Annotated in this window: 19 protein-coding genes; 7 read left to right on the plus strand and 12 right to left on the minus strand. The window is 65.6% G+C overall.

Features of this window, described 5'->3' with window-relative positions:
- Window positions 1-27: 27 nt before the first annotated feature.
- The 3 genes from JX552_RS11490 to JX552_RS11500 all read left to right on the plus strand — a co-directional run bounded on the left by JX552_RS11490 (window position 28) and on the right by JX552_RS11500 (window position 2,323).
- Entirely contained in the window at window positions 28-408 is a 381-nt protein-coding gene (locus tag JX552_RS11490; RefSeq protein ID WP_205877535.1) for a site-specific integrase, read from the plus strand.
- Window positions 405-884: a tyrosine-type recombinase/integrase gene (locus JX552_RS11495; protein ID WP_241011006.1), complete on the plus strand. Its 480-nt coding sequence runs from the start codon at window positions 405-407 to the stop codon at window positions 882-884. The genes JX552_RS11490 and JX552_RS11495 overlap by 4 nt, the downstream gene beginning before the upstream one ends.
- A 149-nt stretch (window positions 885-1,033) precedes the next feature.
- Entirely contained in the window at window positions 1,034-2,323 is a 1,290-nt protein-coding gene (locus JX552_RS11500; protein ID WP_205877536.1) for an ATP-binding protein, read from the plus strand.
- Here the strand turns inward: JX552_RS11500 and JX552_RS11505 are convergent.
- From JX552_RS11505 to ppgK, 10 genes are all read right to left on the minus strand, one after another.
- Entirely contained in the window at window positions 2,320-3,753 is a 1,434-nt protein-coding gene (locus JX552_RS11505; protein WP_205877537.1) for a phage major capsid protein, read from the minus strand. The genes JX552_RS11500 and JX552_RS11505 overlap by 4 nt on opposite strands.
- Before the next feature lie 7 nt (window positions 3,754-3,760).
- Entirely contained in the window at window positions 3,761-4,285 is a 525-nt protein-coding gene (locus JX552_RS11510) for an HK97 family phage prohead protease (protein ID WP_205877538.1), read from the minus strand.
- A 139-nt stretch (window positions 4,286-4,424) separates the two neighbouring features.
- A complete protein-coding gene (locus JX552_RS11515) occupies window positions 4,425-4,949 on the minus strand; it encodes a hypothetical protein (protein WP_205877539.1) in 525 nt (174 codons plus the stop codon).
- A gap of 290 nt (window positions 4,950-5,239) precedes the next feature.
- Window positions 5,240-5,698: a WhiB family transcriptional regulator gene (locus JX552_RS11520; protein ID WP_205877540.1), complete on the minus strand. Its 459-nt coding sequence runs from the start codon at window positions 5,696-5,698 to the stop codon at window positions 5,240-5,242.
- A 288-nt stretch (window positions 5,699-5,986) separates the two neighbouring features.
- A complete protein-coding gene (locus JX552_RS11525) occupies window positions 5,987-7,039 on the minus strand; it encodes an AAA family ATPase (protein ID WP_205877541.1) in 1,053 nt (350 codons plus the stop codon).
- The gene (locus tag JX552_RS32250) at window positions 7,036-7,194 is read right to left on the minus strand and encodes a hypothetical protein (RefSeq protein ID WP_241011007.1); all 159 of its coding nucleotides are present in this window, start codon (window positions 7,192-7,194) and stop codon (window positions 7,036-7,038) included. Before JX552_RS32250 ends, JX552_RS11525 begins: the two co-directional genes overlap by 4 nt.
- Window positions 7,195-7,874: 680 nt before the next feature.
- Window positions 7,875-8,216, minus strand: coding sequence for a hypothetical protein (locus JX552_RS11535; protein WP_205877543.1), 342 nt, complete (start codon window positions 8,214-8,216; stop codon window positions 7,875-7,877).
- A 176-nt stretch (window positions 8,217-8,392) separates the two neighbouring features.
- The gene (locus tag JX552_RS11540) at window positions 8,393-9,301 is read right to left on the minus strand and encodes a tyrosine-type recombinase/integrase (RefSeq protein ID WP_241011008.1); all 909 of its coding nucleotides are present in this window, start codon (window positions 9,299-9,301) and stop codon (window positions 8,393-8,395) included.
- Between the two features lie 92 nt (window positions 9,302-9,393).
- A complete protein-coding gene (locus JX552_RS11545; RefSeq protein WP_205877544.1) occupies window positions 9,394-10,878 on the minus strand; it encodes an RNA polymerase sigma factor in 1,485 nt (494 codons plus the stop codon).
- A 178-nt stretch (window positions 10,879-11,056) separates the two neighbouring features.
- Window positions 11,057-11,851 carry a polyphosphate--glucose phosphotransferase gene (gene ppgK / locus JX552_RS11550; protein WP_205877545.1) on the minus strand — a complete coding sequence of 265 codons (795 nt, stop codon included), beginning with the start codon at window positions 11,849-11,851 and terminating at the stop codon, window positions 11,057-11,059.
- Between the two features lie 115 nt (window positions 11,852-11,966).
- Between ppgK and JX552_RS11555 the strand changes: the two genes are divergently transcribed.
- Complete coding sequence (locus JX552_RS11555) at window positions 11,967-12,845, plus strand: inositol monophosphatase family protein (RefSeq protein WP_205877546.1); 879 nt, start codon at window positions 11,967-11,969, stop codon at window positions 12,843-12,845.
- A gap of 4 nt (window positions 12,846-12,849) precedes the next feature.
- On the opposite strand, the gene cei is transcribed toward JX552_RS11555, so the two are convergent.
- Window positions 12,850-13,503: an envelope integrity protein Cei gene (gene cei / locus JX552_RS11560; RefSeq protein WP_205877547.1), complete on the minus strand. Its 654-nt coding sequence runs from the start codon at window positions 13,501-13,503 to the stop codon at window positions 12,850-12,852.
- A gap of 190 nt (window positions 13,504-13,693) precedes the next feature.
- On the opposite strand from cei, the gene JX552_RS11565 reads away from it, so the two are divergent.
- Entirely contained in the window at window positions 13,694-13,996 is a 303-nt protein-coding gene (locus JX552_RS11565) for a DUF4193 domain-containing protein (protein ID WP_003919098.1), read from the plus strand.
- A gap of 9 nt (window positions 13,997-14,005) precedes the next feature.
- Here JX552_RS11565 and JX552_RS11570 read toward each other — a convergent pair whose 3' ends face one another.
- Entirely contained in the window at window positions 14,006-14,482 is a 477-nt protein-coding gene (locus JX552_RS11570) for a DUF3093 domain-containing protein (protein WP_205877548.1), read from the minus strand.
- 25 nt (window positions 14,483-14,507) lie between these two features.
- On the opposite strand from JX552_RS11570, the gene dut reads away from it, so the two are divergent.
- Together dut and JX552_RS11580 are read left to right on the plus strand one after the other, a co-directional pair.
- On the plus strand, window positions 14,508-14,972 hold the full coding sequence (gene dut, locus JX552_RS11575) for a dUTP diphosphatase (RefSeq protein WP_205877549.1): 465 nt from the start codon (window positions 14,508-14,510) through the stop codon (window positions 14,970-14,972).
- Window positions 14,973-15,008: 36 nt separating this feature from the next.
- Window positions 15,009-15,764: a DUF3710 domain-containing protein gene (locus JX552_RS11580; RefSeq protein WP_205877550.1), complete on the plus strand. Its 756-nt coding sequence runs from the start codon at window positions 15,009-15,011 to the stop codon at window positions 15,762-15,764.
- The last annotated feature ends 16 nt before the right edge of the window (window positions 15,765-15,780 follow it).

Raw genomic sequence — 15,780 nt, forward strand, 5'->3', positions numbered from 1 at the left:
CGTGCACGACAACAAAGGCGCTCAACGATGAGCACTTCGCTGCGGCTGGTCCGCGGCGATGACGGCGACGGCAGCCTGCCACCGCTGGAAGGTTGGGAGCTGTATATGCGTGGCGCCGGCCGCTCCGAACACACCGTGCGCGACGGGGTGGCCATTATGCGGCGGCTCGAAGGGCACGCCGGCAAGGACTGCACCGAGATGCAGGCAGTCGACGTGTCGCGGTTCCTCGCGAACCCGGCGCTGCGGCGAGGGTCGCAGGCCGCCTACTTCGGCGCCATCCACAGCTTCTATCGGTGGTCGGGCCAGCAGGGCGGGCACCACGCTACCGAGACCCTCCCCCGGCCGAAGTCACCGAAGGGGTCACCGCGCCCAGTGTCCGACCCGGATAACGTGACCTGCTGGAAATGAGGATGCATCACCGGACCCGGGTAAAGATTCTGTTGGCGGCGCTGGCCGGGTTGCGGGTGCATGAGATCGCCAAGGTCCGGGGCGAGGACGTCGATATCGATGGTCGCGTGCTGCGGGTGACGGGTAAGGGCGGGCGGACCGACAACATCCCCCTGCACAACCTGCTGGTGGCCGCGGCGATGACGATGCCGAAACGTGGGTGGTGGTTTCCCGCCAACGGGCGCCGGCCCGGTGAGCACCTGCGCGACAAGAGCGTGTCCGACATCATCGGCGACGCGATGCGCCGCGCCGACGTGCCCGGCACGCCGCACTCGCTACGGCACTGGTACGGAACGAATCTTGTCGCGGCCGGCGCAGACCTGCGCACCGCCCAAACCCTGCTGCGCCACGCCCACCTGCAAACGACAGCAATCTACGTCCAGGTCGCCGACGGGAAGAGGACCGAGGCGATCGACCGGCTCAAGCTCCCCGACTAACGCGCGAGTGGGTGGCTTCATGTCCGGTCCGGCAGGTCAGCGGTCCGGCCGTTGGGGGTCACGGCGACGTTGACGCGAACGGCCCCTACGGGGACGAGGTTGCCACGAGCAACGTAACTCCCGCCAGGCGGAGCGCTAAGGTTTGGGACATGGCTGAGTGGGCCCGCTTGGATGACGTCTTCGGAGTGTCCAGAGAACTCCCCGGAAACTACATCGTTCGGGACTCCGTCGACCAAGCGTTGGTCGATGCCCTAGCGCGCGACCAACATATCGTCATCTACGGCTCTTCAAAGCAGGGCAAAACCTGCCTGCGGAAGTACAACCTCCGCACGGAGGACTACGTGCTGGTGACCTGCGGCAACAGGTGGACACTTGCCCAGCTGCATAGCGCGATCCTCAAGGCCGCGGGATACGTGGTCGAGGGATCGACAACGAGGACGGTAAGTGGCGAAGCGAAGGTGACCGCCAAGCTCGGCGGCGGCTTAAACTTCTTCGGCAACAAGGCCACAGCCGAGGCGTCCACCGATGTCGGCGGGACCAAGAAAACAGACGTCGTGACGACGCCGATGGAGCTCGATCCGGCTGACGTCAACGACATCATTGCGGCACTGGAAAACGCTCAATGCCCGCAGTTCGTGGTCCTTGAGGACTTCCACTATCTCCCCGAGGAGACGCAACGCGACTTCGCGGTAGCGCTCAAAGCCTTTCATGAAGACTCTCACTACTGTTTCGTCATCGTCGGTGTTTGGCGTGACCAAAATCGGCTCGTTCAACACAACGGTGACCTGACGGGGCGTCTTGTGGCTATAGATGCCGACCAGTGGACGCGGGAAGAGCTACGCGAGGTAGTCGAGTTCGGCGAGAGCCTTCTCAACATCACCTTCACCGAGGGCTTCAAGAACGAACTGCTAGACGGCTGTTTCAGTAATGTCTACGTCGTTCAAGAGAGCTGTCGACTTGCCTGCGAACGTGCCGGAGTAATCGGCACACAGCAGACAAACCGGGTTGTAGATGCGAATGCATCGAGCCTGATTAAAGAGGCAGTCGACGCCCACTCGGCGCGCTACACCGGTTTCATCATCAATTTCGCACTCGGGTTCCAAACCTCAACGCTTGAGATGTTCAAATGGCTGCTCTGGCCAGTTCTCACCGCTGACGTCACCGAACTCGAACGAGGTCTGAAATACGGCCACCTCCGGGCGGTGCTCGACGAACGCCACCCGGCTGCTCCGATCAACGCCGGCAACATAACTCAGGCTCTTCAGTCCGTTGCGTCGCTCCAGGTCGGGAAGATGGCCATCAAGCCCGTCATCTTGGACTACGACGAGACCAACCGGCGTCTTAGCGTGGTGGATAGGAGCTTCCTCATCTGGTTGCAACACCAAGATCGGCCCGAGCTATTGGCTCTTGCGGAGCTACCCACAGAGCAGGCCGACTAGGCAGCGGTCGGGATCGACAGCAACCGGAATGCGTTGGGGATGACCACGTCTGAGCCGGTGCGGAACCACAGCAGGGCGCCGCGCTGGCCGGTCGGTCGGCGACTGGCTCCGAACAGGTGGGGTACCAGCTCGAGCGTGGAACCGACTCGGTCGACGATGACCATGCCAGCGGTGAAGTCGCCGTACACGAGCGGGTAATTGTTCTCGCTGGCTGCGGCGTTAATGGTGCCGTCCATGTTGGACAGCTCGTTCATCGCGCGGCCCAGCAGGCGGGGCGGATCGTCTTGCAGCGAGGGAAATTTCAGCGCACCGTTGCTTGTTTCGAACTGCCGCAGCGTGTTGATGATCGACAGGTTGGCGCACCACTGCGCGTTCGGCTGGAACCGCGGCGGCAGCGCGTTCTGCACGCTGTACACGTCGCCGGCCGCGAGGGTTTCGGCGACGCCCGGCAGGATTAGCTGGACCGTGCCGGATGAGGCGACGAGCTTGGTGATCAGACCGGTCGGCTGGCCTGTTCCCGAGCCGGTTGTGTAGGCGGTCGCGTTGAGTTGTTCGGCGCCGTCGACGAGCAGCTTCGATAACTCGCTAAGGAAGTTCACGGCGTCGCCCTCGACCTCAAAGCTGAACGGTACGAACGCATCGCCCTTGTGGACCGGGATCGACGGGTTGCCCAGACTGGGGCTTGCGTCCGCGACCTCGGACCCCTCTGCGATCCACTCCGCGGTCACGCCGGCGCTGGTGACACCCGACCAGGCGTCGGTGGCGGTCTGCACCACCCGGGCGATCTGGCGCAGAGGGTTGATGCTGCCGTTAGAGGTCAACAACACGGCCGGATCCAACGTCAGCGGCACCAAATAGCCGCCGGCGGTGTCGCTGAGCGACATAGCCCGTTGCTCGGCCTGAACCGCCGCGACAGCGCGCCAGGCGGCGGCCTCCTCGGCCGTCCACGTGAGCTGTCCGTTGTCGGGGTCGGCGAGCTTCTTGGCGAATGCCCGCTCGTAGTGCTCGCTTCCAGTGGCGATGGCCCAGCGCTGCGCCCACGTCTGCGAGATGACCGGGCCGGCGCTCATCAGGTCCTCGACGAGCTCGGCGCCGCGGGCGGCTAAGCGGTCGGCCTTCACGACGCGGTCCAAGGTGCGCATCGCGTTGTCGCGCTGAGCCAGCGCCGGCGGGCGGTCGAGCTGCTCCTCGGACGCCTGAGTGCTTCCGGCCTCAGTACGCAGCTCGCCGGCCGCCAGGCGCTGAACCAGGTCCCGCGTGGCAGTCGCGCGCTGCTGCTCCTGTGCGCGGATTTGCTCGGCACGGGCACGTAATGCCTCGAACCGTTCGGCGTCCGCACCGGCCAGGTCGCCGGTCGTGGAGTCCAACAGTTCCTGCGCGGCTTGCCGGGTCTGCGCAAGATTCATTCGGTCGATGTCGATGTCGGTCATGAGGGGTTCACCAATCCATGAGTGAGAGATGGGCCGCGGCAACAGCCCGCGGAATGACAAGTTGTGACCGCACCCCGCCCACGGAAGCACCCGCATAGGCCGGGAGCCCGACCAGGCTGACCTCCATCAGCGCCGCCTCGGTGCGCACCACAACGTCGCCGTCCAGGTGCTCCCGGACACCCCGGAAGCCCACCGAGAACGAATCGACCGTGCCCGAACGGACCAATTCGAGGGCGTCCTCGCCGTCGCGGGTCGCCGCGATTTCGAACGCGGCGTGCAGCCCATCACGGTGCTCAGTCAGGTCGACAGCTCGCCCGACGGGGAGCCTTCGCATGTCGTGACCGGTGAACAACTTCACCTTGCCGCCACGCTCGCTGATCGAGCGCGAGAATGCGCCGAATTCAAAGCGCTCGCGGTACGAGCGGCCGCCGTCGGAAACCTCAGCGACCTGGCCGTAGGGCACGACCGTGCCGAAAACCGTCCTCCCAGTGCCGGATGCCAGCCCGGCGGTGCGGAAAAGGATGGCGCTCAAAGGATCACCTGTTGCTCATGCGGAATTCGGTCTCGCATGGCGACACTCGTATCCGGGGTGGCCTCCCCATGAGGCTCCCGGCGTCCGGTGATGCCGAGCTGGTGATGAGGATACACGCAGTTAGTCGCAATCTCGCTCATCACGCGCCGCTACCGTCGTCGGCGGAATCATCGTCAGGCCGGAATTCCTCCTCACGCATCGCGGCGGCGTTCGCCTCGATGAACGCGATGCCGGCGGCGCCACTGAGTTCAGGTAGCGCGACCTCGTAGTGGTCGAGCAGGGCAAGGATCGTCTCGGTGGCGCGGCCTTCAGCGGCCGCGGTGTTCATTGCCCGGGCGATTGCCTCGGAGTCGTCGTGACCGTAGCGGTCGATGATCTGCGCAGCCCGCACCATGTCGGTCGAATGGGCGTCGACCGGCTCCAGGTTGGCAATTCCGTGGAAGTAGTCGGCAAGGAGGCTGATCCCGTCGGAGGTGCGGAACCGGGTGATGAATGTCTTGTGTAAGACGAGCAGCGCGCGCAGCAACTGGACGGACCGGTTGGCCTCGTTGACTTCCTCAACAATGGCAACCTGGCCGGTCTGGTTACTCTGTCGTCGGTACATGGTGAGGAGAGCGGCCCGACGGTAATCGCCGGCGTTGGCTCGTTTCGGGTTCTCGGTCATCTTGATTCCTTTCTCGGTGGTGTTTGTTCACAATTTGTCCAAATGGGAGCTGCCGAAACGGCATCTCAACTGGGGAATTGAGCCACGGGGGGCCCAGAGATTTTTTTCGAATTCCATCGGGGGGAAAGACCCACCCCCGGGCGGAGGTCGGCCGGGCCGCGCGCACCTTTGGCGGCGACCCGCCCCCGGGGGCGTCGGGCAGGGCTGAGCACGCAACGCTGCGCGTTGGGGCTGTGTCGCTCGCTGTCGCCCTGTCGAGGCGAGTCGGGGAAACGGGGGTGGCGCGGGGCTCACTGCTCGGCCCTGGCGCGTGTGTACCGGCCGCGGCCGGTCTTGTTGATGAGTCCCGCTTTGTTCAGGCGGCGCAGGTACACGTGGGCTGTCGGACCGTCGATACCGATCGCCGCCAGGTCTGCTGCCTGGACCTGGTCGCAGTCGTTGATGAACTCAAGGGCCCGAGCGGTGATTGAGCCCGTGAGGACGCGGCGACGGTGGCCTTCAGCGTTCGGTCCATCGGGTTCCGGTCGGTGGACTTGGCCGGCGACGACGCCTGAGATGGCGCCAGCCGGCAGGCCGTTGATCCAGGCTGCGCAGCGGCTGAGGGCGGGGCAGCGGCGGCATAGCGCGACCGCCTGGTGCGTCTGGCGGTCGTCGACTGCCTCGTCGAACAACTGGGTTTGCTCTCTGCACAAGGCGCCCGGCAGGCGCGGCACCGCGGAGAATTCCGCAAGGAGGTCGGCCACGCTCACGCGGCACCTGCAGCTTTCGTGCGGGTATTTCGAGCCCTTTGGGTCGAGCTGCGGGTGGTCTTAATGAGTTTGGCCGATGTCAGCCAGCGGCGGCAGAAGGCACACATGAATCCCCTGCGGCATTGGCAAGCGACCTGAACGTAGGCGGCGAAGCTGGCGTTGCTCACGTTGGCTTGTTCTGCGTGGCTGTGGGCTGGCCATCCACCACATCCACCCCCTTAAGAGGGGGTGGGGTGGATGGACAGATCCGCATGACAGGTGGATAAGTGGTGGACAAGGTGGACAAATTCATCGGGCCGCCGCTCGATACCAGGGGCGTTTCTCCGTGCCGTCATTGATCAAATCGCCGTGTTTCAGCAGGTCAGAGAGGGCACGGAAGAAAGTCGTGTCCGGCATGTCCGCGACTTTTCGGAGTTCTGCTTTGCTGGCGCCGGTTTGTGAAAAGTGGTGGACAAAGGTGGACAAAAGGCGGTCTGCGCGCTCCGGTTTATCCACCCCCCGGTGGATAGAAATCGCGACGCTCTTGGTGCCCGCTATGGGGTCGAGTTTGAGTTCGTGGCGGTCGTGTTCGGGCCCGTCTTTACGCTTCTCCCGATCGAGGGTGATGATTGCACCGTCTCTGCTGGTCGAGTACACGGTGTCGACGCCGGCTTCGAAGGCTGACGAGCCGCGGAGGGTCTTTTTGTCCTTTCCGGCGTGGTGGACGCCGAGCACGACGCCGCGGCTATTGGGCGTTTGGCCCAATAGCCGCGTCATCGCGTCGACGATGATTCCGCAGTCCTTGGCGCTGTTTTCGTCAGCACCGACCATGCATCGGGCCAGGGTGTCCAGGACGATCAAGTCGTAGCCGCCCCAGCTGATGAGTGCGCCGAGGTTGGCGACATCAAGAGGTCGGGTCAAATTGACGGGTACGGGCAGCAGCGAAAGACTGCGGTCGTCGATGGTGGTTTGCCAGGCCACTTCCCAGGCATCCACCCGGGCTTTGAATCCGAACGCGCCTTCGCCGGCCACGTATAGGACTCGGCGACGCTCGGTGGGGCGGCCTTGCCAGCTACGTCCGGTTGCGACGCTCGCTGCCCAGTCCAGAGCTATGAATGTCTTTGCGCTGCTGCGGTATCCGTAGAGCAGGGCAGTCGTTCCAAAGTCGAGTGTGCCTGAGATGAGCGGTTGGGGATCAGGTAGCGCTTTGAGCCCCGAGCGTGTCAGGAGCTTGTCGGCGAGCACCGGCACGTGGTGGGACCCGTTGAGAGGTGCCTCGTCGTGGATGGGCGGCTCTGGTGGCCCCGGATCCCCATCGAACGCCTTGCCGTACACCGCCAGGATTTCAGCTGGGCTGTTCATGCGGGTGCCCCGCCGACGGCCTCATGCAGTTTCTCGGCCAGGACACGGTCTGGGCCGCCGCGGCGCCAGAGTGCGCGTCGGACTTCGATGGGCAGCAGTGGTATCTGGCCCACCGCCAGCACGTGCAGGGCGGCATCTCGCCAGCCATCGAGCACCTTTCCGCGGATTGGCGGCTGAGTGCAGTTGCACCCCAACGGATCTCGGCAACCACAGTCGAGCGGTACGGAACGATCCGAGGCCATGTTCCGCCTGTGGAAGCGCGACGCAGGCCGCTGGCAATAGTCCAGTGGCGCTGCCCATGCCCGCGGCGGGCTCGGGTCCGTGCTGTCGTAGGGATCGGCGTCGGCGCTGCCGCTAGCCTGCATGTCATTCGATGAGTCGAGAGACGCCCCCTGGTTGGCCGCTGGGGGGCTTTCTCGTTCGAGGGACCCACTCACGCTGCACCGCCCGAGCGGCGTCTGCGTGCTTGTGCACTTTTTAGAGCTAGTCGAGCGAAGTAAGCCTTACGCGCGTGCTCAGCGCGTCGAGCCCGCTCTGCCGGGGCGAGTTCCATATCGGGGTCGACTTGGCGCTCAAATTTCTCCAGCATTGCCTTGCGCGCGTTAGCGGTTCGCGCAGGGCGGTCACTAGTACGGGCCCACGATTCGTGGGCGGCGATTTGTCCGCGTAAGGATTTCTGGGACGGAGTAAGCGGCATTCTCTACCTCGGGAAATGCTGAGGTGAGCAACTCCCCGTGGAGAGTGCTCTGAATACCGCCCCGCGGCCGCGGGCACGTCCCGGCTACGTGAGACCCTGGTCCGGGATCGGGGCCAGTAAGAACTGGCGTGGCTGACTCTAGTACAACGTTTGTCGAATTTGGTTGTACACCACACCTTCGGCGAGTTGTCGCTGCTCGGGGGTCAGGGTTTCGAGTGCGACAATTCTTGAGCCGAGACGCGTTTGGATCGCTTCGATGTTGCCGATTTTGACCGAATGTTGCTGTTCAGCGCGCACCACCTCGAAGATGGTGTACAGGATCGTCGCGGGTATGTTGGCGCGGCCGATCGGTATCACGTTCGGTGCATGCAAGCGTTCGTAGGCTTGGTCGACGTCGGCGACACGCTGCGCCGGAGGAAGCTTCTGCGCCTCCTTTTCAGCGTTCTTCATCGCATCGGCGAACAGTGCCTCGATCAACATTTCGCCAGCCGCAGGATCGAAAATCGCACCGCCGGCGAAGAAGTAATCGCTGGTGGCCCGCGCGCGGACACTGCGGGGCAGGACCCGCTCCCAGGTTGGCGCGGAATATCGGAAGACGCCCAGTTTCTTCCCAGACGACGCGACGACTGTGATCTGGTAGCCCTGTCCAGGGGTGCTCATAGTTCCCCAAGATTGAGTCCGCGTGCTTCGGCGGCCGCGCGCTCGGCTGCGGTGGCGCGGGTGTAGCGGTCGATCATGTCGCGGGTGGACCAACCGGCCACCGCCATGAGGCCACCCTCAGATCCACCGGCAGCCAGCCAGCGGGATGCGGCGGTGTGTCGCAAGAGGTGGGGGTGGAAGCCGACCAGTCCGGCCAACTGGGCGCGGTACTTCAGGGCGGCGTGGAGACCGTAGTACTCAAGGTTCTTCCCGCGATCGCCGAGCCAGAGTGCGTCGGTATCCGCCAGACGGTGGGTGCGGCGGGCGCGGAGGTAGCGGTCGATGGCGCGGGCGGTCTGGTCGCCGAACGGTGCGACGCGGCCCTTGCCGCCTTTGCCGCGGCGCACGGTCACGAGCCCGCGGTTGAGGTCCGCGTCGGCGACGGTGAGGCCGCAGAGTTCCCCTGCGCGCATGCCCGTTTCTGCCATGAGGCGCACGATGGCCTCGTCGCGGCGGTCCCGGAACTCCTTGCCGGCGCAGGCCTTGATCAGGCGCCGTAACTCAGACTCGGAGAGTGACTCGGTGACTTTGGTGTCGAGCTTCGGGGCTTTGAGTCCCAGCAGCGGGTCGGAGTCGAGTTCGCCCTCCTCTTCCAGCCAGGCCGAAAACCGGCGTATGCCGAGCTGACGTGCCCGGGCTGTCGCTGGCTCGGCGCCGCCGTCGAGCAAGTCCGCGACGAATCCCTTTACGAGGTCGCGGTCTAGGGCGGGGGAGTGGTTGTTGTTCCCGCACCAGCGGAGGAAGGCTCGCACCCCGTCGCCGTAGCTCTTGATCGTCTGCGGTGACTTACGCTCGGCGCGCAACGCCAACTCCCAAGATGGGAGCAGCAAGGCTAGGTCCAGCGCGGGAGGCTTGCGACGTGCCACGGCTGATATCTTGACTCGCAGCGCTGTACATTTCTAGTATTTCTTAAATGAGCAGCAAAACCGCTGCTCATAGCCACAACACCGAGTGTCGCCTAGTCCAGGTAGTCGCGCAGCACCTGCGAACGGCTGGGGTGGCGCAGCTTGGACATCGTCTTGGACTCGATCTGACGGATCCGCTCACGGGTCACGCCGTACACCTGCCCGATCTCGTCGAGGGTGCGCGGCTGGCCGTCGGTGAGCCCAAACCGCAGCCGCACGACGCCGGCCTCGCGTTCGGACAGAGTGTCGAGCACCGACTGCAGCTGGTCCTGCAGCAGTGTGAACGAAACCGCGTCCACGGCCACCACAGCTTCGCTGTCTTCGATGAAGTCGCCCAACTGGCTGTCGCCTTCGTCGCCGATGGTCTGGTCCAGCGAGATGGGCTCCCGGGCGTACTGCTGGATCTCCAGCACCTTCTCCGGCGTGATGTCCATTTCCTTCGCGAGTTCTTCAGGGGTGGGCTCGCGGCCCAGATCCTGCAGCAGCTCGCGTTGGATGCGGCCCAGCTTGTTGATGACCTCGACCATGTGCACCGGGATACGGATGGTGCGGGCCTGGTCGGCCATGGCGCGGGTGATGGCCTGGCGGATCCACCAGGTCGCGTAGGTGGAGAACTTGTAGCCCTTGGTGTAGTCGAACTTCTCCACCGCGCGGATCAGACCGAGGTTGCCCTCCTGGATGAGGTCCAGGAACGCCATGCCACGGCCGGTGTAACGCTTGGCCAACGACACCACCAGGCGCAGGTTGGCTTCCAGCAGATGGTTTTTCGCGCGGTCGCCGTCGCGGCAGATCCACAGCATGTCGCGGCGCTGGGCGGCGGGCAGCTTCTCGCCTCGATCCGTCAGCTCGACCATCAGCTGGGTGGCGTACAGGCCGGCTTCGATGCGCTTGGCCAGCTCGACTTCTTCCTCGGCGTTGAGCAGCGCGACCTTGCCGATCTGCTTGAGGTACGCGCGCACCGAGTCGGCAGAGGCGGTGAGTTCGGCGTCCTTGCGGGCCTGGCGCAACGCTTCGGACTCGTCTTCGTCCCAGACGAAATCACCGGAGGCCTTGTCCTTCTCGGTGGGCTCGGCGATGTCCTCGTCTTCCTCGACGGGTGCAGCGGTGACGACGGCGCTCGTCACCGGCTCACCGTCCTCGGCCTCGGCCGGGTCGATGTCGGCGTCCACGGCGTCGGGTGCCACGTCCTCGTCCAGGTCGTCAAGGCTCAGATCGCCGGCATCGATCTCCAGGTCGTCGCCGGGCTCCACGTCGAGGTCGGTGTCGAGTTCTTCGCCGGCCACGAGGGTGACGTCGTCGGATGATGCGCCGTCGGCGTCCTTGGGTGCGGTTGCCGCGGATTTGGCGGGGGCCTTGGCGCGAGTCTTCCTCGGAGCCGCGCCGGGCGCGGCGTCCGCCGCAGGTCCGGCGGCTTTAGCGGCCCGCTTCGCCGGCGCGGAGCCACTGACGGCTTTGGTCGCCGTGCGCTTGGCGGGAGGCTTTGCGGCGGTGCGCTTCACCGGTTCATCGGTTGCCGCACTTGCCTTGGTCGGTGCCACGTACACCCCTTCAGTTGGACGCACTTCCGGTGGGTCTGGGCATGGAAGACCGAAAGTGTCTGTTATGTCGAATGTCGGCGTTTGATATCAGCGTGAGTATCGCGCGCTATCGGTTTGGGCGGCCGCCGACGACCATTGTAACTTCACACTGCCCTCGTACTGGCCGAGCGGACAAAATTCAGTGCGTCACGTCGCCGACTGACGCCATGGCAGCTCCGACGATGCCGGCCGCGTTCTGCAGGGTCGCCGGGACGACCGGGGTGCGGTTTTCCAGCAAGTGCACCCACTTGTCGGCCTTACGGCTGATCCCGCCGCCGGCGATGAACAGGTCGGGCCAGATCGCGTTCTCGATCGCGACCAGCACCCTGGTCACCTGTTTTGTCCACTTTTCGTAGCTCCACCCGTTCCGTTCTTTCACCGACGACGCCGCCCGCTCCTCGGCTTCCTTTCCGCCGACCTCGAGGTGACCGAACTCGGTGTTGGGAATCAGTTTGCCGTTGTGAATGAGGGCCGAACCGATGCCGGTGCCGAAGGTGAGCAGCACGACCAGCCCTTCATGGCCCTTGCCGGCGCCGTAGCGTTCCTCCGCCAGGCCCGCGGCGTCGGCGTCGTTGAGGATGGTGACCTCCTGGCCGGAGAGTTCGGCGCTGATGATGTCGCGGGCGTTGGTCCCGATCCAGGCTTTGTCCACGTTGGCCGCCGTCTGCACGATGCCGTGCGTGACCACACCCGGGTAGGTGACCCCGAGCGGTCCGGTCCAGCCGAATCCGTTGACCACTTCGGCGATGGTCTTGGCGACGGCATCCGGGGTGGCCGGCTGTGGTGTCAGCAATTTGATCCGGTCGCCGATCAATTGACCGGTATCCAGATCGACGATCGCGCCCTTGATGCCGCTACCGCCGACATCGATTCCGAAGCCTCGGCGCTGCGACGGGGAACCGACGGGGTCAATTCCGGAGGCGGTGCTGGTCATCGAAATCTCCTCGGCGAGACTTTTGTGGTTCGCCCACCTTATCGACCCGGTAGCGCAAACGGGATGAGGCGGGTTGCGTCCGTCGAGCCGATGGCGCCTGTGGTCGGATAGATCGGTGACACGCCCCGACAAACCCGGTGTGCAGCCCGCGCGGCTGCGTGAGGTGGCCGTGACGGTCGCCACTGAGGCGGCTGCCTTCGTGCGGCGCCGGCGCGCCGAGGTGTTCGGCCCGAGCGCCGAACGTGGCGCCGGTGCGGAAGCGGTGCGCGCTAAGACCACCCCCACCGATCCGGTGACGGTGGTCGACACCGAGACCGAACAGCTGCTGCGGGACCGACTGGCGGCGCTTCGGCCGGGCGACCCCATCCTCGGTGAGGAGGGTGGTGGGCCGCGCGATTCGGCCGCCGATGCCGCCGGCGCGGTCACCTGGGTCCTCGACCCCATCGACGGGACGGTGAACTTCGTCTACGGCATTCCCGCCTACGCGGTGTCAGTCGGCGCGCAGATCGACGGTGTGTCGGTGGCCGGTGCGGTAGCCGATGTCGTTGCCGGCCGGGTGTATTCGGCGGCCAGCGGGCTGGGAGCGCACGTCACCGACGGGCACCGAACCCACCAGCTGCGGTGCAATGACGTGGACGAGTTGTCAATGGCGTTGCTGGGAACCGGATTCGGATACTCGCCGACGCGCCGGGTCCGCCAGGCCGAGTTGGTGGCACAGATGTTGCCGGTGGTACGGGACGTGCGGCGGATCGGTTCGGCGGCCCTGGATCTGTGCATGGTTGCGGCCGGCCACCTGGACGCGTACTACGAGCACGGTCTGCAGGTGTGGGATTGCGCGGCGGGCGCGTTGATCGCCGCGGAGGCCGGCGCGCGCGTGGTGTTGCCGCCCCCGGGCGCGCACGGGGCCGGCCTGGTGGTCGCCGCGGCGCCGGGTATCGCCGAGGCGTTGCTGGCAGCACTGCAGCGCGTCGGAGGTTCGGATCCGATCGACTGAACGATCAGCAGCTGTTGGCGTGGATCTTCGCCAGCAGCGCGTGATCCGCGGGCTCGGTGGCCCCCGGACGCAGGGTCGCCAGTACGGCGTCGATGTCGTCGCTGTGTGCCAGGGAGTTGAAGTCGGTGCCCAGGGCGAGATCGACGGAATCGTCACCACGGCTGTCATGGAACAGCTCGGTGCACGGCGCCACCAGCCACAGCGCCGCCGCGGTGGCTTGCCCCGCGGTGCCGAAACGAATCTGTCCCTGGCAGTTCAACCTGGTGCCGGCGTAGATCGGGTCGTTGGCGGACGTCGGTTGGGCAAAGCCCAAATCCTGTAGCGCGCCGGCGATGTCACCGGCCTGGCCGCCGCGGCCGCTGGCGTTGAGCACCCGGACCTTGGTGTCGCTGAGCTTGGCGGGAGCGACGTCGATCATTTCCGTACGCGACACCTGTTCGCCGAGCTTGGCCGGCGTGTCGGATCCTGCGGCCGGTGGGGGAGGGTTGCACACCGCGACCTCGCGGACGTCCGCCGGCCGGGTGAGTGCCACCGTCCAGACCACACCGGTCACCACCACGAGGAAAATGACGACGATGATGGCGGGCCGAGGATTGCGTCGCCGGAAGGGCCGACCGTGCTTGTCGAAGGCGGTACCCTCGGTGATGTGTGCAACCACACATGCACTCTAATGGCACCGTAAGCGCACCGTTTAAGGCCAATTGCTGGGCCATTCCATCGGTGTGACGCAAATCACATCCAATCCACCCGCAATACGGGCACGAATAGTTTGGTGCAAGCGTTCGACGCTGGTACAAAGCGTTCCTTGAGCTTATGAGGGCCCTGAGGGGATAAGGACGGGGAAGAAGATGCCTACCGACTATGACGCTCCGCGGCGTACCGAGACTGACGATGTTTCGGAGGACTCGCTGGAGGAGCTCAAAGCACGACGGAACGAGGCGGCGTCGGCCGTGGTCGACGTCGACGAATCCGAGTCTGCCGAGTCTTTCGAACTACCTGGCGCCGATCTTTCGGGTGAAGAACTGTCGGTGCGCGTGATTCCGAAGCAGGCAGACGAATTCACCTGCTCGAGTTGCTTTCTGGTGCAACATCGCAGCCGGCTGGCCAGCGAGAAGAACGGCGTGATGATCTGTACCGACTGCGCGGCCTGAGCGCTGCGCTCAGCTTCGCAGCGCCGATAGCACCCGCTCGGGGTGACGGCAGCTCACGAGCCAGTACGGCGTCGGGTCATCGGGATCATCGAGCACCAGCAACACCATCGGGCCGATCCAGGCCCGGTGCACGACGTAGGCCGCCGGGTCGAGCTGACGGCCCAACGCGGCCGATTTGGCGCTGCGCGCTATCTCCGCTGACCGGGAGACCACGGTGACCGGCAGATGCGCATCACCGGCCCAGAGTTCGACCCCGGCGTCGTCGGCAGTGACCCGAACCTCGACTCGGCCCAGCCACAGCAACACGGCGGACGCGACGGTGAACAACGCTGCGAATGGCAGCCAGCCGGGTAGGGCGCGTACAGCCAGGTTGACCTCGAACGCGATGATTGCGGCGAGCGTGAAAGCAAGTGGCCACCACCACCAGGGCACCCACAGCCGCTCGCGATATCGCACGCTTTGCGGCGCGACGCGCGTATCGGACACGCGGTCAAGGGTAGTCTGTGCCCCCGTGTCGACCAGTCTGGCCATCGTCCGTCTCGACCCTGGCCTCCCGATGCCCAGCCGCGCCCACGACGGTGACGCGGGCGTAGACCTGTTCAGTGCCGAAGACGTCGAGCTGGCACCCGGTCACCGCGCTCTCGTGGGTACCGGGATAGCGGTCGCGGTGCCGTTCGGCATGGTCGGTCTGATACATCCCCGTTCCGGGCTCGCGTCCCGGGTGGGGCTGTCCATCGTCAACAGTCCCGGGACCATCGATGCGGGATATCGTGGCGAAATCAAGGTCGCGCTGATCAACCTCGACCCCAGCACCGCGATCGTGGTGCATCGCGGCGACCGCATTGCCCAGCTGGTGATCCAGCGGGTCGAATTGGTCGAATTGGTGGAGGTTGCGTCATTCGACGAAGCAGGGCTGGCAGAAACGTCCCGTGGCGAAGGTGGCCACGGTTCCTCGGGCGGGCACGCGAGTCTGTGACCGCCGGAAATGAAGCGATGAGAAGGAGCGGCGCTGATGCCAGCATTCGGTAGACGCACACGCAAGGACGACAGCGCTTCGGAGCCGCGGCCGGCTGATCCGCCGATCGAGGAAGGCTCCGCCGACGACGAGTCGCTCGAGGGTCCGTTCGACATCGAGGACTTCGACGACCCGGCGGACGCCGAGACGGCCCGGCTCGATCTGGGGTCGGTGCTCATTCCCATGCCGGCGGCGGGCCAGGTGCAGGTCGAGCTGACCGAGACCGGCGTGCCCAGCGCGGTGTGGGTCGTCACGCCCAACGGGCGATTCACCATCGCCGCCTATGCAGCCCCCAAGACGGCGGGCCTGTGGCGCGAGGTGGCCAGTGAACTCGCCGATTCGCTGCGCAAGGACTCGGCCAAGGTGTCCATCAAGGACGGGCCGTGGGGGCGCGAAGTGATCGGCTCGGCTTCCGGCGCGGTGCGCTTCATCGGCGTCGACGGCTATCGCTGGATGATCCGGTGCGTGGTCAACGGACCGCACGAGACCGTTGAAGCGCTGACCGACGAGGCTCGCGAGGCGTTGGCGGACACGGTCGTTCGACGAGGAGACACGCCGCTGCCGGTACGCACCCCGCTGCCGGTGCAGCTGCCGGAGCCGATGGTGCAGCAGCTGCGCGAGGCCGCGGCCGCGGCCGCACAACAGGGCGCCGACGAGACCCAAGCGCCGCCACCCTCGGACCAGCCGGCCGCGCGTCGCAGCAGCGAGGGGTCGGCGATGCAGCAGTTGCGCAGCACCTCGACTGGCGGTTAGCGCCCTAGCACCGGCG

This window comes from Mycobacterium gordonae, assembly GCF_017086405.1.
In the GTDB taxonomy this organism is placed as follows: Bacteria; Actinomycetota; Actinomycetes; order Mycobacteriales; family Mycobacteriaceae; genus Mycobacterium; species Mycobacterium gordonae_D.